Origin of the sequence: Pseudoalteromonas umbrosa (genome assembly GCF_030125375.1) — a bacterium.
Taxonomy (GTDB): domain Bacteria; phylum Pseudomonadota; class Gammaproteobacteria; order Enterobacterales; family Alteromonadaceae; genus Pseudoalteromonas; species Pseudoalteromonas umbrosa.
Genome location: NZ_JASJUU010000001.1, coordinates 114484 through 135447, shown reverse-complemented (window position 1 = coordinate 135447; position 20964 = coordinate 114484). Strand labels below are relative to the sequence as shown.

Genomic DNA, 20964 nt, shown 5'->3' with positions numbered 1-20964 from the left:
AAACTAGCTTATATGTTCGGGAATGTTGTAATTAGGGGAATTACCAGATGGAAAATGTCCATATTTTGTCGCAGCGAACGCCTTCGCGCGGTGATTACGTTCCGTTCACGACTGAACAATACGTAACACAGGCGCCTGAACAACCGAATGTGCTCGTTGAAAAGCTGCAAACAACGCTAGACGTCAACGGTATTTTAGATATCTTTGCATCTTACGTTAAACGCATTACCGATCTTGCAGGATTGCAGTTTCATTCAAATCAAGGACTGTTTCAAACTCACCAAGGTGATAACCAGCTTAAACCGTATACATTTGATCTCGATATAGAAGGGCAGCATTTAGGGCAGTTGGTCTATTTTAGCAAATACAGCTTTAGTGGCACAATACGCGCGCGCTTAATGCAATTGCATACATGCTTATTGTATCCGCTAAGAAATGCATTGATGTATCACCGAGTACTTCAACTAGCAACAAAAGACACGCTCACAGGGCTTTACAATCGTAGTCAGTTTAATGAATATCTTGAAACCAAGCTAGAGCGCAGTCGTAGGCAACACAGAAACTTTAGTTTAATGTTATTGGACTTGGACAACTTTAAACAGGTCAATGACGAATTTGGACACAAAAAAGGTGATGAAGTGCTTATCGGTTTTGCCAATATACTAACCTCTAGCATACGAGCAACAGATGCGGTATTTAGATTTGGCGGAGATGAATTTGCTATTCTGATTGACGATCCTGCGTTTACAACCAACAAAGTTATCGCTGAGCGCATTATGGAACGTGTTAATAACAATAGCCTTTTGCTTAAGCATGACGTAACGACCAGCATTGGCTTTACGCTGGCATCGAGCCAAGATTGTGCCAATGAGATTTTTGCCAGAGCAGACAGAGGCTTATATCAAGCTAAAGAAGCGGGAAGAAATTGCGCACGCGCAGTTTAGTTTTACAGGTACTTATCATCCCCTAATGATAAGTACCACCTTTTAATTCTGACTATTTTTTAACTTAAATAACCAAAGTAAAATTGCAAAACCACAAAAGAAGCCATTTATCACCCAGCCTAACGCCCAAAAATCAGGAAGCTCACTAAATAATATGGACAACATGGGCGCAGCCAATCCTAATATAAAATAAATTCCGCCCCTGCCATGCCAGTACGCCAGCAATAATACCGCTGATAATGTGCCAACACTCAAAGCAACGAACAGATTCGCAAAGTTGATCGCGGAGCATAAAAATAGTAACAAAAAAATGACGGCACATATCATAATTGCTATCGGCGACTTATTCGCCAAAGACATGCCTATTTGTGTGTTATTCTGCATCTTGTACCTGCCAAAAAACGCCTGATGATGCTTTATAATCGGCATTGACAAAAAAGCCGACCACAGCCACTAAGGCATCATTGTAATAAATCATAGGAATAGAGGGCCTTTCCCAGCTCGGCACTTTGGCCTCTTTAAGCCAATGTTTTACTGTATTTCGGCCGGGCTTACCTATCGGTTTTATTTTCTCATTAAGTTGCCCAAAGCGGATGGTAACTTGTTCATCAGCTAAAGGGCGTCGCACCCCCTTCCCTACAAAAAGAGTCAATATTCTGCCATCAGCCAGTTCAACATCTGATGTTAATTCGGTACATAGTATTTCAGCCAAAGTGACTTCTGAATTTACCACCCAATACATAAGTCCGTTATAGCACTTTATTGATCCTGCTTGGAGCTGAACATTTACTTGTGCATCTTCTTTGGCATTAAGGGTTTGATTTAAAATTTGACCGAGCTGCTTTTGTGAGGGCATATTAACGCCTTTATTGCCAAGCCATAACCTAACTACATTACTTTGCCTAAGCTCAGAGAGCGCTGCCAAGTCCACCACACTGATATTTTTATCGCGACGGCACACAGCCAAATCACTCATTGCAATTTCATCTATCAAAGATTGCTGGGCTTGCAGTAAAGAGATTGACCTTAAAACACTGGGTATAAACCCTTTAAAACGGGACGTTAAAAGTGGGATCACTTGATTACGCAAAAAGTTACGATCAAATTCATCACTTTTATTGGATTCATCTTCAATATGAGACAATCCAAAAGTTTGCGCGAATGCTTCGATGTCTTTGCGCTCTAGGTCGATTAAGGGTCTTACACAATATCGGCCGCTATTAAGTTGCGTTGATGCTCGCATTGCTCCTAGCCCCTGTAAACCTGAACCGCGCTTTAAACGAATAAAGAACGTTTCGACTTGGTCATCAGCATGTTGACCGAGTACGAGAGTAGAACTCGCCATTGCGTGTCTATCTAGCGCCGCATAGCGTGCGTCTCTTGCTTGTGCTTCTAAACTTGTTCTGGTTTTCGCTTCAATACTCACACCAACAGCTTGAAAAGAGATATTTAACTGTGCACACAGTTCAGTACAAAACTGCTGCCACATATCTGCATTATCAGATAGGCCATGATTTACATAAATGGCTTCAAGCTGTATTCCTGAATGTAATTGGGAGAATTGCTGGCACAGATGCAGCAATACCACCGAATCAACGCCACCAGATAAAGCGACGGTAAGCCCCTGCCCGATACGATCACCGCACTGCTTCTCAAGCGCACTGGCAAATTGTTTAAATACGCCTGTCGATTCCATATTCTTTCCTCATGCAATTATCTGGCGTTATACCCGATCCTAATTAAAATGCAACGTGCGCTTAATCAATCACATACTAATCGTGAGCAAGATCACCCAAAGATTAAAAATTCAGCCAGTTAGTATCATTTAATTTATTCTTAAAATTGCCCCTCGAAATCATTAAAAAGTGCCAATATTTTGCACTAAATGAGCAAAAACCAATAAACAAAACAATTTTAATCACTTACAGTGACTTGCCATTTAATTATCACAAAAGTCGTTTGCAAGTTTTACATTGATAAAACAAACCCGAAATTAATTGACATTAGTGCTAAAATCTAGGTAAATCCCTACTTATGTTTAAAAAGTCACATTATCTTGCTGGTCTGTTTTCCAGATCCAGTTCGGGGCAGTATAATGTGCGTAAAATTGTATGTGATGACAGAGAACGCGCCTTCACGAAGGAAAAACAGTTAAAAAATGAAGAAGAAAAATGTCGCTAAAATGCGCCATCTTCTGCAAAAACTGACTTAAATAAGCAATATTAACACTTAGTTTAAGCTCCATTTAGCAAAATAGACTACGCTAAATAATATGCTAAAAATAACTGAGTCACGGCATTTTGAATCTGTACTCTCTACATAAAACCGAGACAAACTTTAAAAAATTATCAGATAGGTTAGAAAATGAGCTTAAATTATCTAGAATTTGAACTTCCAGTAGCTGAATTAGAGCAAAAAATTAAAGAGCTACAAGCTGTTAGTCGCTCAGGTTCTTTGGACCTAAGTCTGGAAGAAGAGATCAGTAAGTTAAAAGAGAAAAGTGTACAACTTACTGAAAAAATTTACTCAGAACTTAACCCTTGGCAGCTACTTCAACTAGCTCGTCACCCAATGCGCCCTCATGCAAGTGACTACATAAAGCGCATGTTTACTGAATTCGATGAGTTCGCAGGCGATCGCGCATTTGCAAACGACCCTGCAATTATCGGCGGTACTGCAAGACTAGACGGTAAGCCTGTAATGGTTATTGGTCAAGAAAAAGGCCGTGATACTGCAGAGAAAATTAAGCGTAACTTCGGTATGCCACGTCCAGAAGGCTACCGTAAAGCTAAGCGTCTTATGGAAATGGCTGAGCGTTTTAAAATGCCAGTGATCACGTTAATCGATACGCAAGGTGCATACCCTGGGATCGGCGCAGAAGAGCGCGGTCAAAGTGAAGCGATTGCAATGAACTTAAAAGTCATGGCGTCTCTAAAAGTACCTACAATTTGTAGCGTTATCGGTGAAGGTGGTTCAGGTGGTGCACTTGCAATTGGTGTGGGTGACCGCGTCAACATGTTGCGTTACAGTACTTACTCAGTTATCACTCCTGAAGGCTGTGCTTCAATCCTTTGGAAAAGTGCTGAAAAAGCACCTCTTGCAGCTGAAGCAATGGGCGTATCTGCACAGCGTATCAAAGACAACAACCTTATCAATGAAATCGTTGCCGAGCCTCTAGGCGGTGCACACCGTGATTACGATACAGCGGCAAGAAACCTAAAAGCACAGATCATCAAAGATCTAGATAGCGTGTCTAAGCTTAGCCAAGAAGAAATGCTTGAGCAAAGATACCAGCGTCTAATGTCTTTTGGCTACTGTGACTAATTTAAGTTATAAAAAAGGCCACCCAATGGGTGGCCTTTTTTTATATACTGTTTTTGTAGACTTAATCAAAGATTAACTCTACATCTTGGCCAGTTAACTTTTTCAAAGATCTGATCAGCTCATCGCTTGGTGTCACACACCACTGCGTACCGAGTGTTAATTCCGCTGTGGCATCAGGACGCTGATATTCAATAATCACCTCACAAGTACCAAACTTATAAGGCTCTAATACACGCTTTAAGTTCTCACCAAAGTTCGCATCTATTTGCGCCATATTTAGTGACATCTTAAGAGAGCTAACCCGCTTCTCTCGCGCCTGAGCTATCGTATTGACGTCTCTGGCAGTCATAGTGATACCGCCTGAGAAGTTATCAAAGCTTACCTGCCCTGAGATCACTAGGATCTGGTTAACCTGAAGGAGCTCTTCATACATTTCAAATTGTTCAGGGAAGAAACGTACATCGATCCGCGCACTCTTATCGTCTAGCGTGATAAGTCCCCAACGGTTACCTTTTTTATTTATCAAGGTACGGGCGTTGATCACCAAACCAGCTGCGGTCGACTGCATATCTCGGTTAGTTGGCTGTAAGTCCACTAATTTACCCGAGGTATAATGCTTAAGCTCTTTACGATACTGGTTAATTGGATGTCCGGTCAGGTATAAACCCAGCGTTTCCTTTTCTCCGTTGAGCCACTCATTGTCACTCAATGGTGGTGCCTGAATAAAGGCTTGTGCCACTTCTTCAGGTTCAACAGCAAGTAAGCCAAATAAATCCGATTGTCCTAACTGTTCCGCTTTATGATGCTGTTCAGCTGACTTCATCGCATCTTTTAAGCTTGCAAGTAATGTCGCACGTCCGCCTTGCTTTTTCTCTGGGCCTAATTTGTCTAAGGCACCAGCGTAAATCAGCTTTTCGATTACACGGCGATTAAGACGCTTCAAATCAACACGTGCACAGAAATCGAATAAGTCTTTAAACTCTCCGCCTTGCTCACGCGCTTCAAGGATGGCTTCAACTGGGCCTTCACCTACCCCCTTGATGGCACCAATACCGTAGACAATCTCACCTTGTAAGTTTACCGCAAATTTATAAACACCCGCGTTCACATCCGGTGGTAACAAGGTCAATTTCATGTTTTCACACTCATCAACCAAGGTGACAATCTTATCGGTGTTATCCATATCCGCAGACATTACCGCAGCCATGAATTCTGCCGGGAAATGCGTCTTCATCCAAAGCGTTTGGTAAGAAACCAGTGCGTATGCTGCCGAGTGAGATTTGTTAAAACCATACCCTGCGAACTTTTCTACAAGATCGAAGATCTTCATAGCAAGTTCACCGTCGACACCGTTATTTATCGACCCTTCTTCAAAGGTTGAACGCTGCTTTGCCATCTCTTCCGGTTTTTTCTTACCCATCGCACGACGAAGTAAGTCAGCGCCGCCTAGGCTATAACCTGCTAGGACCTGCGCGATCTGCATGACCTGCTCCTGATACAGGATGATCCCGTAGGTCGGCTCTAGGATAGGTGCTAAACTCTCATGCTGATACTGAGCATCAGGGAAAGAGATCTCTTCTCGACCATGCTTACGGTCGATAAAGTTATCTACCATGCCCGATTGCAACGGTCCCGGTCTAAATAGTGCAACCAGTGCGATCATATCCTCAAAGCAGTCCGGTTTAAGGCGGCGGATAAGGTCTTTCATACCGCGTGATTCTAACTGGAATACCGCAGTAGTCTCGGCCCTTAGCAGCACTTCAAAACTGGCATGATCATCAAGTGGAATGGCGTTGATATCTACAAACGGCTTTTGCTCACGCGCTAAACGCTCGTTGGCCATATCAAGTGCCCACTGCAAGATAGTAAGCGTTCTTAAACCTAGGAAATCAAACTTAACTAGACCGGCCGTTTCTACATCGTTTTTATCGAATTGAGTAACTGGGAATTTACCCTCTTCGTCACAGTACAAGGCGGCAAAGTCTGTAATGCTGGTTGGCGAGATAACAACACCACCGGCGTGTTTACCAGCGTTACGGGTACAACCTTCTAGAATGCGGCATTTATCAATGAGCTCTTTTACTTCATCATCACCGTCGTAAGCTTCTGGAAGTCTTGGTTCCACGTCAAAAGCTTTGGCAAGAGTCATACCCGGATCGCCAGGTACTAGCTTCGAAATTCTATCAACAAATCCATATGGGTGACCTAGAACACGGCCTACGTCACGAATTACCGCTTTGGCCGCCATGGTACCAAAGGTGATGATTTGGGATACTGCCTGTCGCCCATAAAGTTTAGCAACGTGATCTATCACCTCATCTCGTCTATCCATACAGAAGTCGACGTCAAAGTCAGGCATCGAGACACGTTCTGGGTTCAAGAATCGCTCGAATAGTAGATCAAATTCTAATGGATCAAGATCTGTGATCTTTAATGCATACGCTACCAAAGAACCTGCACCAGAGCCTCGACCCGGACCTACAGGGATATTATTATCTTTACTCCACTGAATGAACTCCATTACGATCAAGAAGTAACCTGGGAATCCCATCTGGTTGATAACGTCTAACTCAATTCTTAAACGATCATCGTACTCAACCCGCTTAACTTTTCTGTCTTCTTCATCTGGGAATAAAAACTTCAGACGTTCTTCAAGGCCATCTTCAGATACCTTGACCAAGAAATCATCAATTTTTAAATCGCCCGTTGGGTAGTCTGGTAAAAAGTAAGTACCGAGCTGGACAGTAACATTACAACGCTTAGCGATTTCAACCGTATTTTCCAGCGCTTCTGGAATGTCACTAAACAACTCAGCCATCTGCTCAGGTGTTTTTAGATACTGTTCCTTAGAAAAGCGTTTCGGTCTGTTTTTATCCTCTAGCGTGTATCCATCGTGGATAGCAACACGGATCTCATGGGCTTCGAAGTCTTCTTCATGTAAAAAAACAACTTCATTGGTGGCAACCACAGGTAAATTGCGATCAGAAGCAAGAGCGACCGCAGCATGTAAATAGTCTTCTTCTTGTTCACGGTCTGTACGGTGAAGTTCTAGATAATAATGATCCGCAAAATGTTCTTCATAGAAAGCCAGTGTTTCTAAAGCCAGTTGCTGGTTACCTTTAAGCAAGGCTTTACCGACATCGCCATCTTTTGCGCCAGAGAGTAAGATTAATCCCTCTTTGTATTGCGCTAACCATGCTTTATCAACCACTGGTCGATGAAATACATGACCTCTTAAAAAAGCTTCTGAGATCAGTAATGTAAGATTTTTATATCCTTCATTATTTTTGGCAAGTACGACAATTCGACAAGGCTCATCAGGAAACTCATCACTTTTTAGCCATAGATCCGCGCCCACCATGGGCTTAATACCGGCACCATGAGCACCGCCATAAAACCGCACTAAACCACATAAGTTCATTTGATCTGTAATGGCAAACGCAGGCATCTCAAGCTCTTGCGCTCTGGCGACAATAGGCTTGGTCTTGGCCAAACCATCGACCATAGAAAAGTCACTATGCACACGTAAGTGTACAAAATTAGGCGTTGGCATGGTTACGACTGCTCCGCGATAATTTTTTGTACTGGCTTAAAGCTCTTTCGATGATGGGGGGTAATACCATGTTGTGCAAGTGCTTCAAAGTGCGCCTTAGTAGGGTACCCCTTGTGGCCCGCAAAACCGAAATCAGGATACTGTGCATCTAATTCAATCATTTCATTATCACGCGTGACTTTAGCTAAAATTGATGCGGCACTGATTTCAGCAACTAGGCTATCGCCTTTCACAACCGCTTGTGCAGGGACTGTAATATCAGGCACACGATTACCATCAATAAAAACAAATTCAGCAGGAATTGACAGCCCTTCAACGGCGCGCTTCATTGCCAGCATTGTAGCGTGCAGAATATTTAGCTCATCGATTTCTTCAACCGACGCGCGAGCAATACAATAACACAGAGCTTTTTCTTTAATTTCTTCCGCCAACGCATTACGCTTTTTCTCTGACAGCTTTTTTGAGTCAGTTAAACCGTCAATTGGCTTACTTGGGTCTAAAATCACTGCTGCCGTTACGACGTCACCCACTAATGGTCCACGACCAACCTCATCTACACCTGCAATGTAGTTAACTTTAGGGCGTTCAATTTGCATCTATAACCTCCGCAACGGCAATTGCTGCTTGTTCACTGGCATTTAAGCGAATACCTTTATGTATTTCGTAAAAACGTTCTATAAGTGCTGAGTTGTCCCCTCTTAACAAGGGAAGCAGTGCATCCGTCAGCGCATCAGGGTTACAATCTTCTTGTAAAAACTCTGAAACAAGTGGCGCATCAGCAAGTAAATTTGGCAAGGAAAAGTGTTTAATATTGAAAGTAAAAAATGTGCTAAATATTTTATAGCTCAGGGTTTTTAAGCGATAACCTACAACCATTGGCTTTTTATATAACATCGCTTCTAGTGTTGCCGTACCGGAGGCCAACAAAACCACGTCTGAAGCTGTCATTGCCAATGAAGACTGACCGTCTAACATAATAGGACGAAGTTCTGGAGCTACTTTATTTAAAATCTGAGTGAACTGCTTCTTGCGCTTTTCATTGACTAAAGGTACAACAATTTTAAGATCTGGCATCTTATCTACTAATTGCTTAGCAGTTTGCAAGTATGTTTCACTTAGCAGCCCAACTTCAGAGCCTCTACTACCTGGCAACAAAGCCAAAACTGTATCAGACTCTTTTAAACCTATCTCTTTACGTGCAGCCAAGGTGTCTGATTCCAAGGGTATTTCATCCGCAAGCGTGTGACCTACAAAAGTGCAAGGAACATCATACTTATCATAAAATGCTTTTTCGAACGGCAGCAAAGATAACACCAAATTGGTAGCCTCTGCTATGGTATGAATACGCTTTGGTCGCCAAGCCCAAACCGACGGACTCACATATTGAATTGTCTTAATACCAGCCGCTTTCAATGGCTTTTCAACACGTAGATTAAAGTCAGGTGCGTCAACGCCAATAAATACATCTGGCGGGTTTTGAATAAAATAGTTAACTAATTCTTTTCGAATTTTAAGTAAGCGAGGAAGTCGGCCTAATACTTCCACAAGACCCATCACTGCAAGCTCTTCCATATCAAAGAGGCTCTTGCACCCTTGCGCTTGCATTTTCGGACCTGCAATGCCAACAAATTGGGCATTGGGAAAGCGCTTTTTCAGTGCTTTAATAAGGCCAGCGCCAAGAATGTCACCAGATAATTCACCCGCAACAATCCCGACAGTAATTGATTTTTCGTTTGCCATTTTTGTTCTTCTAGAAAATAAAAAAACGCCATACTAAGTATGGCGTTATTATATCAGAACCCGCTCTTTGTTATTCGATAAATTACGATAAGGCGACAAAGAGCCTGATTAAGTTAGCGTACCAGTCCACGTTCTGACGTTGCGATAAAATCAAGCATCTGCTGAACAGCTGGGAACTGTTGTGCTTCATCTTGCAAAGCGGCAATCGCTTCATCTAGTTTTAAACCTTTACGGAAGAGCGTTTTGTATGCTCTACGTGTTGCCATAATTTCGTCAGATTCAAAACCGCGACGCTTGAGACCTTCTGTATTAATTGCAACAGGTCGAGCAGGCGTGCCTGTCGTTGTTACAAATGGCGGCACGTCTTGGTTCACACCAGAGTACATACCTACGAAAGCATGTGAGCCGACTTTACAAAATTGATGTACGCCTGAATTACCCGCTAAGATAACCCAATCGCCGATATGGACATGCCCAGCTACACTTGCATTGTTAGCAAATATAACATTGCTACCAATCACAGCATCGTGTGCAACATGGGTGTAAGCCATAAATAAATTATTACTACCAATAATGGTAACACCTTGATCTTGAATAGTACCACGGTGGATAGTCGCACATTCTCTGATCACGTTATTGTCACCAATAATAAGTTTCGTTGGTTCATCCTTGTACTTTTTATCTTGGCAGGCCTCGCCTACAGACGCGAATTGAAATATGTGGTTACCAGAGCCTATTTCACTCGGCCCTTTTATAACAACATGCGATTCAATTTTACAATCATCACCGATAACCACATCGTTACCGATATAACTGTATGGTCCAACGGAGACGTTATTTCCTAGTTTAGCGCCTGGCTCAATAATTGCGGTAGGATGGATCACGCTTAAAACTCTCTTCTCGCACACATTATTTCTGCACTACACACGACATTGCCGTCTACCTTCGCTTCAGCTGAAAACTTCCAGATATTACGGCGCTCTTTAACGAACTGCACGTGTAAATGCATCGTATCACCAGGGACAACCGGCTGCTTGAACCTTGCGTTGTCAATGGCTGCAAATAAGTATAGCTCATTGTCACTGCGATTCTCGACCGTTTTAAAGCCAAGAAGACCTGTTGCCTGTGCCAATGCTTCTAAAATCATTACACCAGGAAAAATAGGCTGTTCTGGGAAGTGACCTGTAAAGATAGGCTCATTTGCCGTTACATTCTTCACGGCATGTAGATACTCCCCTGGCTTGTGATCAATAACTTTATCAACAAGCAACATAGGGTAACGATGAGGAAGTAACTTCAAGATTTCTTGAATATCAAAGCTGTTTAATTCGTTGGCCAAAATAGTACCTTTTATTTATCCGTATGTTGTAACTGCTCGGTAAGATTTTCAAGCGCTTTAATTCGCGCTTTAAAATCAGAAAGATTGCGCAAATGAGCGATATTCTTACGCCACTCTTTATTCGTTGTATGAGGCATACCCGATGAGTAAATTCCAGGCTTAGAAATGCCCTTAGTAACCATGCTCATGCCAGTAATGACAACGCCATCACACACTTCATTGTGGCCATTTACTGCCACCATGCCACCGATTTGACAGTACTTTCCAATTTTTACACTGCCCGCAAGTACACTGCACCCTGCGATGGCAGTGCCGTAACCAACTTCAACGTTATGCGCAATTTGAATTTGGTTATCTAAAATAACATTATCATGGATTATAGTGTTATCTATTGCACCTCGGTCGATAGAAGTACATGCTCCTACCTCGACTCGATTTCCGATGATAACCGTGCCGATCTGTGGAATTTTAACCCACTCACCTGACTCATTGGCGTAACCAAAGCCATCACTGCCAATGACACTACCCGACTGGAACAAACAATGTTCACCGATTTCAACTTCGTGATAAATTGTCACATTAGCCCATAACTTAGTGCCTGTGCCAACGCGTGCATGTTTACCAATGAAACACCCAGCGCCAATCTCAACATTGTCACCGATAACAGCACCAGCCTCAATAACAGCATTAGCAGCAACTTTGACGTTTTGGCCAAGAGATGCACTTTCATCAATTACAGCTGTACTATGCACTGAACTGGCTGCACTTGGTGTAGTATCCATATACTGTGCAAGTTTCGCATATGCTACATATGGATTATCACAAATTAGTTTGTTACCTGAAAAGTAATCTGCATCGTCTGCAGATAAGATAACTGCGCCAGCTTGAGTAGACTCAAGCTGGCTGCGGTATTTTTTATTTGCCAAAAACGCGACTTCTTGCTCATTCGCATTTAATAAAGTGGCAATTTTAACAATTGACTGTTCAGGATCCCCTTCAAGAGTTGCACCCAAATGCTCAGCCAATTGCGACAACGTATAGTGTTTAGTCATTACTTTTTGCTAACTGCTTCAACAATATCATCCGACAGATCGCTAACTTTATCAGGGTTAAAGTAGATTGTCGTTTCTTTTAATCTAACTTCGTCAAACTTTCCTTTTTTAGCAACATTTTCAATTGCATCTAGGATCATTTTTTGTACTTTTGCCAACTCCTGATTCTGACGTTGTTTAATTTCTTGCTCTAGCGGACGGCCTTTCTCTGCAAGCGTTTTTTGCATGCCTTGAATTTTTTCACGCAATTGAGTTTTTTGTTCTTCGCTCATTGTTGCGCTTTCACGTTTAAACTTTTCAGCTTCAAAACGGATATCGCCTTGTAGTTTTTCAAGTTCTTGGCGACGCTCAGAGAATTCACTTTTTAAAGTTTGTTCAATTTTTGCCATTTGCGGTAATTGAGAGTAAACAGTCTGCATATCAACAATACCCACTTTGTGTGCGAAAGCGTTGATAGAGTTACCCATTAATAAAGCCGCTAAGATACCCATAGCAGAGGTTTTAAAAATCTTTTTCACAATAAACTCCTTAGAATGTATTACTGATATTGAAGCTGATGTTCTTAGTATCATCGTCATCTTCTTTTTTCAGTGGATACGCAAAACTAATTAACATTGGTCCCATCGGTGATATCCATTGAATAGACATACCTGTAGAAACCCTAAAACGACTTGGGTCAGAGAAATCTGAAAGTTGTTTGTATTGATGCTCTGGTAAGTTTGAATAACGATCTACATCGAATTCAGTATCCCAAACGTTTGCTGCATCGACGAAGAAGCTAGTACGCACTGAAGTGGTATTATCTTCATCTAAAAATGGGGTTGGTACAATCATTTCAGCACCAAACACAGCCTTGGCATTACCACCAATTCGACCACCAGTGATTATTTGGTCAAACGCTGGGTCGCCACTAATCGCACCACTTTCAGTGCCATCAGGCAGCGATGGACCAACAATAGATTGCGGTCGGCGCTGAATAGCAAGTGGTAAGATAGTATTTCTTTCGAAGCCTCTTAGCTCCATTTCTGTAATACGGTAGAACTCTTGGAATGGCAATACTTGGTCAAAGCCATTCTCTTCTCCATAACCATTGCCATAAGCAAGTGAAGCTCGCGTTGAGAACACCCAACGATGGTCATTACTTACAGGCCAATAAAAACGAGAGTCATAACTTAACTTAAAGTAGTTTAAATCAGAATTAGGCGTCGTAACTGTAAAGTTTGCATTCTGGCGAGAGCCATCTGTCGGGAACATACCACGGTTAACCGTAACACGAGACCAACCAAGACCTAACTCATATTTAGTGAAATCATAGCCACCATCAGGATCATCTGGATCTTGGAAGGTTAACCTTAAGACTCGTGTTTGTTCATAATCGGCTATGCGATCTAATTCTTCTTCAACCCACCTAAAACTAAAGTTCAATCTGTTAACCGGATTGATAGGGATACCGAAGTGAGTACCAATACCATAACTACGAGAGTCATAGTCAATAAGACCTATTTCTGAACCATCAAACTTACTAAAGAAGATGCTACTACCTTGCGAGATCCCATCAGGTGTAAAATATGGATCTGTGTAAGAAACACTATATCGTGTAGATGCCTTCGATGTATTTACATTAAATGCAACTTGGTCACCAGAACCTAAGAAATTTGATTCACTGACACCAACATTGAATTGCAAACCAGCATATGAGCCATAAGCAACACCTGCTTGGAAACTACCCGCAGGTTGTTCTTTAACATTAAAATCAACGTCTACTTGGTCATCAACACCAGGGATTGGTTTCACCTCAAAATCAACCGATTCCATATATGGTAAACGCTGAATTTGCAGCTTAGAGCGCTCAAGGCTTTGATTAGATAACCAGGCACCCTCTAATTGAGTCATTTCTCTTCGAACGACATGATCCGCGGTGCTTTGGTTTCCGTTAACTAGAATACGGCGTACGTAAACACGTTGCCCAGGGTCAACGGAAAGCGTTAACTGCACTTCTTTATTTTCGTCGTCTATGTCAGGAATAGTGCGTACTTCAGCATTCGCGTAACCGAAACGAGCTAAATAACTTTTGATAAACTCTTCCGATGAAGTAACTAATGAACCGTTGTAAAGCTCTCCTGATTTTAACGGGATAACGCTTCTAATCAGCTCTTCTCTGCCAAGCAAATCACCAATAAAGTCAAACCCTTTAACAGTATACTTCTCACCCTCAGAAATATTTGCGGTCACATAAACTGATTCACGCTCAGGACTTACTGATACTTGTGTAGAGTCAATATTGAAGCGTAAGTAGCCTCTATCTAAGTAATAACTGCGGATTTTCTCTAAATCACCCTCAATCGTTTGCTTTTGGTAGCGATCGCTAGATAAAAACTTCCACCAAGGCAAATCTTGTTGGGACTCAACTAGACGCAGTAATTGCTCATCAGAAAATAATTGGTTACCAACAAGGTTGATTTGTCGAACAGAGGCTGCATCACCTTCATCAAACTCAAATTTAAGCTTCACGCGGTTACGAGGCAGCTCAACAATACTCACCTCAATTTTGGCATTATATTTACCGATACTGTGAAAGAACTCGATCAGCCCTTTTTCAACACCATCAATCGTTGTTCTATCAAGCGTTTCGCCGGTTCGAATATCTTTGCCGTCTAAGCTTTCTTGTAGCTGTTCATCTTTGATGTCTTTATTGCCATCAAACTCAATGGAAGCAATAGTGGCACGCTCTTTTACTTTAAAAACAATCTGGTTGCCATCCCTATAAGCAGAAATATCGTCAAAATGGCCTGACGAAAATAATGCCTTGATGGTTTTAGAGACTGTGTAGTTATCAACTTCATCGCCAACGTTAATTGGAATATGAGTTAAGGCTGCACCCAGTGCAACACGTTGTAACCCTTCAACTTTTAAATCTTCTACGATAAAGGAGTTTTGCCCTAAAGCGGCAAAACTAGCGCCAAGTAAACTCGTTACAGCTAAATGTTTTTTTATAGGCATTTTTTTATCTTTATCCTTTACAGCTTACGGCGCGCAAAGCGCCACGTGCGCTATCACCCTTATTTTAAGAGCCTAGAGCCTCGATACATCATTAAACAGTGCAAAACAGGTCAATACTAACAGCATCATCGCTCCCAGCTTATAACCTAACTCTTGTGTCTTTTCAGAGACCGGTTTTTTTCGAATTAGTTCAATTAAGTAATACATCAAATGTCCACCATCCAGCATGGGCAGTGGTAAAAGGTTGAAAACCCCCAAGTTGACGCTAATTAGAGCTAAAAAGCTCAAAAAGGCAACTAATCCATAACTAACACTATCTCCTGCCCCTACAGCAATACCTACCGGTCCGCTGATATTTTTGACAGAGACTTGCCCCGTAATCAGGTTACCAATCATTTCGAAGCTTAACTTTGTAAGAGCATAGGTTTTCTGGACGCCAAGCAAGATACTATCGAATACACCGTACTGTCTAGTCTCAATATACCCTGCAGGCCAACTTTTCTGCTTAGGCACGACCCCTAAGTAACCTATCTTTGTCCCCTCTGCAGTTTCTCGTGCATCTGGTGTGATATTTAGAGAAACTTCATTTCCGTTTCTTAATACAGTCAAAGTACTTTGTTCATTCGGAGAACGCTGTACAAGTTCGACAAATTGCGACCAACTTTCTATTGGCTCTTGGTTGAACGACACAATCACATCACCGGGTTTCACACTTGATCGCTCTGCAGCTGAACCCTCAGCGATAATAGCAAGTTCTGTTGTGATATTAGGTCGATAGGGTGTAATACCTATGGAAGTCAGAGGGGCGACATCACGTTTGTCCAGTTTCCAGCCATCAACATCTAGGGTACGAATTGCGATTTGCCCATTAGCATCAGTCACTTTGATCTCTAACCTTTGCTCACCCAATCCTGACATCACCGCAAAATTCACTTCTTGCCAAGAGGACACATCCTCATTCCCTATACGCTTTAACAAATCACCTGACTGAACGCCAGCACGATCAGCAATAGAGTTGTGTGTGATGGAACCCACAACAGGTTTAACGTTTTGAACACCAACAACATACATAATAGCCAGAGCAAAGACAGCGAATATAAAGTTTGCAAGTGGGCCCGCTGCGGCAACCGCCATGCGTGCATAAACTGATTTGCTGTCGAGCGTATTAGCTCTATCTTGTTCGGAAACTTCATCCACTCTCGAGTCAAGCATTCTGACATAACCACCGAGTGGGATAGCGGAAATCGCATACTCGGTGCCCAGCTTGTCATACCAAGTGAAAAGAGGCTTACCAAACCCGATAGAGAAACGCAGTACTTTCACACCTGCTTTTCTGGCAACCCAAAAGTGTCCATATTCATGTACCGCGACAAGTATACTCAACGCGACGACAAACGACCCAAGATTCCAGAAAAAGTCAAACATTAGCGTGCCTGCCCTGCTATAAGCTCATTTGCAACTCGACGAGCTTGTTGATCCATATCCATGATTTCGTCCAGTGAAGTTAGTTCTCCTAATGCACTGGCGGTGAGCACTTGCTCATTGATTTTATAAATATCCATAAAGCCAATTTTACCCTGCAAAAATGCAGCTACCGACACTTCATTAGCAGCATTTAGTGTCGTTGTCGCGGCTTGCCCTAATCGACATGCTTCGATGGCAAGTTGCAAATTCGGATAGCGGTTATAATCTGGCTTTGTGAACGTAAAGTCTTTCATAGTTGAAAAATCGAGCGGTTTAACGCCTGCATCGATACGCTCAGGATAAGCCAAGCCATAGGCGATGGGAGTTCGCATATCTGGCTGTCCCATTTGTGCTATCACAGAGCCATCTTGGTATTGAACCATAGAGTGGATCATACTTTGCGGGTGAATAACAACTTCTATGTCATCAGGTTGACAGTCAAACAGCCATTTGGCTTCTATGAATTCAAGCCCTTTGTTCATCATTGTTGCAGAGTCAACAGAAATTTTCTGTCCCATTGACCAGTTTGGATGTGCGACGGCTTCTGCGACAGTAACTTGAGATAGAGTATTGATGTCACGATTAAGAAAAGGGCCGCCAGAGCCTGTCAGCAATATTTTATGAATACCAAGGGGTGAAAAACCTGTCGTTATTCCTTGCTGCATATCGCGAGGCATACATTGGAAAATTGCATTGTGCTCACTGTCGATTGGCAGCAACGTAGCACCATGCTGTTTGACCTTGTCCATAAATATCTTACCGGACATGACCAAAGACTCTTTGTTGGCAAGCAGGACTTTCTTACCAGCCTCCACTGCCGCAAGTGTAGGCAGTAGACCCGCAGCACCAACTATTGCGGACATAACGATATCAACTTCACTGTGCGCTGCTATATCACACATGGCTTGAGTGCCACTCATGACTTCTGTCTTTAATCCGCTTACGCGCTCTCTAAGAGACTGTGCAGCACATTCGTCGTTCATCACAACATATTTCGGGCTGTGTAGTACAATCTGTTGATATACAACATCAACATTTTTTCCTGCAACCAAAGCAAAAACGTTGTATCTGGATTGATTACGGCTAATAACGTCCAACGTGGAAGTGCCAATGGAGCCACTAGAGCCAAGTATTACAACTTGTTCTGGTTGCAATGTAGCTATGCTCATAGAGTCACCGTCCAAGCATAAAAGAGCGCAAACATAGGTGCCGCAGCCGTTAAGCTATCAATTCTGTCTAAGATACCACCATGGCCGGGTAAGCAACTTCCGGAGTCTTTCAAACCAGCTTCGCGTTTGAACATACTTTCAAGTAAGTCACCAATTGCAGAAAAGAGTGCTACCACAACCGTCAATAAGCCATATAGGAGCCAATGCTTATAATCAACCTCAGAACAATAACAAAAAATCATGACAAATATTACTGCTGTAACCAGACCACCAATTAAACCTTCAATGGTTTTGTTCGGACTAACATTTGGCATTAACTTTCTCTTACCAAGACTTTTCCCAGCAAAGTAAGCACCTATATCGGCACTCCAAACAATACCTAAAACAACCATAATCAACACAGAGCCAAATTGTTCTGAAGATTGATAATCTGCACTTCTCAAGACATTTAATGCAAGCCACAGTGGAACCAATGTCAAAAACCCAGCAACTGCAGGCATTACATAACCCTTACTCCATGACTTAGCCATCTTCGGATAACGCAAAACTAGTAAAGTAGCCACGATCCACCATGCAGCAGCTAATGTGAATAGGTAATTCGCATCTGCCACCAACTTTCCAGACTGCCATAGGCTCTCAATTGGCCAGTGAAAATGCAAGGTGGCGATTAAAGCGCCTGTTATTACAACATATACCAATCGATATAACGGCTTTGTGATCCCCATAAGAGATGCCCACTCCCATGCACCTAGCAGTACAATAGAAGCTGCAATAATACTAAAGAGGTTTAGAGGTGTATAAAATACTAAAATCAGCGCCAGCGGTGCGAGTACAGCTGACGTCATAATACGTTGTTTTAACAAACTGAATACCTTTAACTTGTTGTATTGCTCTCGGCGAGTAGTTGTTTTATTTGTTCACCTGTGCAACCAAAGCGCCTCTCTCTAGAAATATAGCAAGCGATTGCTTCTGAGAAAGCCTCTTCGTTAAAATCAGGCCAAAGAGTTTCTGTGAAATATAGCTCTGCGTAAGCAGCCTGCCATAGCAAGAAGTTACTGATCCGATAATCACCGCCAGTTCGAATAAGTAAATCTAGCGGGCTTTGATCTGCCATTGACATATTATTAGTCAGTGCCTCTTCAGTAATATCCGTCACCTGCAACTCACCCACTTTTACTTTTTCAGCAAGCGTCTGAGCTGCATTGATAATATCCCAACGACCACCGTAATTTGCCGCAATATTTAACTGCAAACCCGTGTTTTTGCATGTTAAAGCATGTGCATCATGCACTTTATCCTGCAAGCTTGAGGGAAACCTTGATATATCACCAATAATATTTAACTTTACATTATTTTTATGTAACTTTTTTACTTCTTTACTCAAGACAAAAAGGAATAATTCCATCAGAGTGCTTACTTCGTCTTCAGGTCTTCGCCAGTTTTCACTGCTAAACGCAAAAAGAGTAAGAGACTCAATACCTAATTTTGAGCAAAACTGCACCGCGCTGCGAACAGAGTCGACACCTTTTTTATGACCATAAGCTCTCGGGCGCTTGCGGGCTTGGGCCCAGCGTCCATTGCCATCCATTATTATGGCAACATGCTTAGGTAGTGATTGTTGAGAAATCGCGTCAGCGTTTAAAACCATAGTACTATTTTAAATAAAAAAAACGCCGCCTAGTATAGCGCAGTCATCGCTGCAAACCTAATAAAATTCTTTATCTGCAATTCCCATACGAATTGTTTGAATTTTGTACTCAATATTGAATTGTAAGTAAAGACAAGATGCTGCAACTAGCACAATCTAGGCATAGTCCTAAAAGTAACAAAAAAGCCGCTATAAAGCGGCTTTTAATAACGAAACAAATTATTAGAAATTAGATTTCCATTAACTCAGCTTCTTTTGCACTCAATTGAGTATCCATTTCTTTGATGTGTGCATCAGTGATCTTCTGGATTTGATCTTCTGCCTGACGCGCTTCATCTTCAGAAATTTCTTTATCTTTTAATAGTGCTTTAATGTCACCGTTCGCATCACGACGAATATTACGAACTGCAACACGGCCACCTTCAACTTCACCGCGCACGATTTTAATTAAATCTTTACGGCGCTCTTCAGTTAATGGAGGTAGAGGAACACGAATCACTGTACCAGCTGACATTGGGTTCAGACCTAGATCTGAAGCCATGATCGCTTTTTCTACAGCTTGCGCTAATGACTTATCAAAAACATTAATAGCAAGTGTACGTGAATCTTCAACCGTTACGTTCGCAACTTGGTTCAATGGTGTATCTGCACCGTAATAAGATACTGAAATACCATCTAGTAATGCAGGGTGTGCACGGCCTGTACGAATTTTAGAAAGTTGGCTAGCTAGTGCTGCCACACTTTTTTTCATGCGCTCTTGAGCGTCTTTTTGGATATCATTAATCACAGTTGCAATCCTATTTTTACTGTTCCAGCCTCAGCTAAAACATGTTAGCTGGCTGGGTTATTCTATAAGAATGGGGCTTCTAGCCCCATTCTCAATTGCTATTTATTCTGCTGCTTTTTTTGACGTGATCAGGGTGCCTTCGTCTTCACCCATGATAACACGCTTTAATGCACCTGGTTTGTTCATATTAAATACGCTCAGAGGCATATTGTGGTCACGTGCCAGAGTAAATGCAGCTAAATCCATTACTTTTAATTCTTTATCAATAATTTCGTCATGAGTAAGCTGACTATACAATGTTGCTTCTGGGTTTTTAACAGGATCATCACTGTAAACACCATCTACTTTTGTCGCTTTGATTACTGTGTCAGCTTCGATTTCAATGCCGCGTAAACATGCTGCTGAATCGGTTGTAAAGAATGGATTACCAGTACCTGCTGAAAAGATAACAACACGGCCTGATTTTAACAAGCTAATTGCCTCAGCCCAATTATAGGCATCACACACGCCGTTAAGTGGAATAGCTGACATCAAACGAGCATTTACGAATGCTCTATGAAGCGCATCACGCATTGCCAAACCATTCATCACTGTTGCCAACATACCCATGTGATCACCAACAACACGGTTCATACCCGCTTCAGCTAATGAGCCACCACGTAAAAAGTTACCGCCGCCGATAACCAAACCCACTTCTACGTCGAGTTCTACAAGCTCTTTGATCTCTTGCGCCATACGATCCAATACTTTTGGATCGATACCAAAGCCTTCATCTCCCATTAAAGCTTCACCGCTTAATTTAAGAAGAACGCGTCTAAAAACAGGTTTTCGATTGATAGTCATAATTTCCGGGCCAAGTTAAAATTGAGACAAAAAATAACCGCGCTTATGATAGACATAAATGCGCGGTTATTTTAGAGAATTTTCTTCATTGACGCAAAAGC

The 20964-nt window shown here is 42.1% G+C and carries 18 protein-coding genes; 2 read left to right on the top strand and 16 right to left on the bottom strand.

The window, feature by feature from the left end; all coding sequences use genetic code 11:
- Positions 1–47: 47 nt before the first annotated feature.
- Positions 48–944 carry a GGDEF domain-containing protein gene (locus QNM16_RS00645; RefSeq protein WP_284018672.1) on the top strand — a complete coding sequence of 299 codons (897 nt, stop codon included), beginning with the start codon at positions 48–50 and terminating at the stop codon, positions 942–944.
- Between the two features lie 42 nt (positions 945–986).
- On the opposite strand, the gene QNM16_RS00640 is transcribed toward QNM16_RS00645, so the two are convergent.
- Positions 987–1328 carry a hypothetical protein gene (locus QNM16_RS00640; protein ID WP_284018671.1) on the bottom strand — a complete coding sequence of 114 codons (342 nt, stop codon included), beginning with the start codon at positions 1326–1328 and terminating at the stop codon, positions 987–989.
- Positions 1318–2640, bottom strand: coding sequence for a tRNA lysidine(34) synthetase TilS (tilS, locus tag QNM16_RS00635; RefSeq protein WP_284018670.1), 1323 nt, complete (start codon positions 2638–2640; stop codon positions 1318–1320). The genes QNM16_RS00640 and tilS overlap by 11 nt, the downstream gene beginning before the upstream one ends.
- A 668-nt stretch (positions 2641–3308) precedes the next feature.
- Here tilS and accA point away from each other — a divergent pair.
- Complete coding sequence (gene accA, locus QNM16_RS00630; protein WP_284018669.1) at positions 3309–4268, top strand: acetyl-CoA carboxylase carboxyl transferase subunit alpha; 960 nt, start codon at positions 3309–3311, stop codon at positions 4266–4268.
- A 61-nt stretch (positions 4269–4329) separates the two neighbouring features.
- Here the strand turns inward: accA and dnaE are convergent, their stop codons facing one another.
- From dnaE to pyrH, 14 genes are all read right to left on the bottom strand, one after another.
- On the bottom strand, positions 4330–7821 hold the full coding sequence (gene dnaE / locus QNM16_RS00625; protein ID WP_284018668.1) for a DNA polymerase III subunit alpha: 3492 nt from the start codon (positions 7819–7821) through the stop codon (positions 4330–4332).
- Positions 7822–7823: 2 nt separating this feature from the next.
- Entirely contained in the window at positions 7824–8417 is a 594-nt protein-coding gene (gene rnhB, locus QNM16_RS00620) for a ribonuclease HII (protein ID WP_284018667.1), read from the bottom strand.
- Entirely contained in the window at positions 8407–9561 is a 1155-nt protein-coding gene (gene lpxB, locus QNM16_RS00615) for a lipid-A-disaccharide synthase (RefSeq protein ID WP_284018666.1), read from the bottom strand. The genes rnhB and lpxB overlap by 11 nt, the downstream gene beginning before the upstream one ends.
- Before the next feature lie 113 nt (positions 9562–9674).
- A complete protein-coding gene (lpxA, locus tag QNM16_RS00610) occupies positions 9675–10445 on the bottom strand; it encodes an acyl-ACP--UDP-N-acetylglucosamine O-acyltransferase (RefSeq protein WP_237137295.1) in 771 nt (256 codons plus the stop codon).
- Between the two features lie 2 nt (positions 10446–10447).
- Positions 10448–10900 (bottom strand): 3-hydroxyacyl-ACP dehydratase FabZ, encoded by a 453-nt coding sequence (gene fabZ / locus QNM16_RS00605; protein WP_284018665.1) that lies wholly within the window; start codon positions 10898–10900, stop codon positions 10448–10450.
- Between the two features lie 11 nt (positions 10901–10911).
- On the bottom strand, positions 10912–11952 hold the full coding sequence (gene lpxD / locus QNM16_RS00600; RefSeq protein WP_284018664.1) for a UDP-3-O-(3-hydroxymyristoyl)glucosamine N-acyltransferase: 1041 nt from the start codon (positions 11950–11952) through the stop codon (positions 10912–10914).
- The gene (locus QNM16_RS00595; RefSeq protein ID WP_063362929.1) at positions 11952–12470 is read right to left on the bottom strand and encodes an OmpH/Skp family outer membrane protein; all 519 of its coding nucleotides are present in this window, start codon (positions 12468–12470) and stop codon (positions 11952–11954) included. Before QNM16_RS00595 ends, lpxD begins: the two co-directional genes overlap by 1 nt.
- A gap of 10 nt (positions 12471–12480) precedes the next feature.
- Positions 12481–14952, bottom strand: a complete 2472-nt coding sequence (gene bamA / locus QNM16_RS00590) for an outer membrane protein assembly factor BamA (protein WP_284018663.1) — start codon at positions 14950–14952, stop codon at positions 12481–12483.
- A gap of 72 nt (positions 14953–15024) precedes the next feature.
- Positions 15025–16377 (bottom strand): sigma E protease regulator RseP, encoded by a 1353-nt coding sequence (gene rseP, locus QNM16_RS00585; RefSeq protein WP_284018662.1) that lies wholly within the window; start codon positions 16375–16377, stop codon positions 15025–15027.
- Positions 16377–17585 carry a 1-deoxy-D-xylulose-5-phosphate reductoisomerase gene (gene ispC, locus QNM16_RS00580; RefSeq protein WP_284018661.1) on the bottom strand — a complete coding sequence of 403 codons (1209 nt, stop codon included), beginning with the start codon at positions 17583–17585 and terminating at the stop codon, positions 16377–16379. Before ispC ends, rseP begins: the two co-directional genes overlap by 1 nt.
- Positions 17582–18448 carry a phosphatidate cytidylyltransferase gene (locus QNM16_RS00575; protein WP_284018660.1) on the bottom strand — a complete coding sequence of 289 codons (867 nt, stop codon included), beginning with the start codon at positions 18446–18448 and terminating at the stop codon, positions 17582–17584. The genes ispC and QNM16_RS00575 overlap by 4 nt, the downstream gene beginning before the upstream one ends.
- Before the next feature lie 11 nt (positions 18449–18459).
- Entirely contained in the window at positions 18460–19233 is a 774-nt protein-coding gene (locus QNM16_RS00570; protein ID WP_284018659.1) for an isoprenyl transferase, read from the bottom strand.
- A gap of 229 nt (positions 19234–19462) precedes the next feature.
- Positions 19463–20020 (bottom strand): ribosome recycling factor, encoded by a 558-nt coding sequence (frr, locus tag QNM16_RS00565; RefSeq protein ID WP_023401853.1) that lies wholly within the window; start codon positions 20018–20020, stop codon positions 19463–19465.
- A 102-nt stretch (positions 20021–20122) separates the two neighbouring features.
- A complete protein-coding gene (pyrH, locus tag QNM16_RS00560) occupies positions 20123–20863 on the bottom strand; it encodes a UMP kinase (protein ID WP_023401852.1) in 741 nt (246 codons plus the stop codon).
- Positions 20864–20964 lie beyond the last annotated feature (101 nt).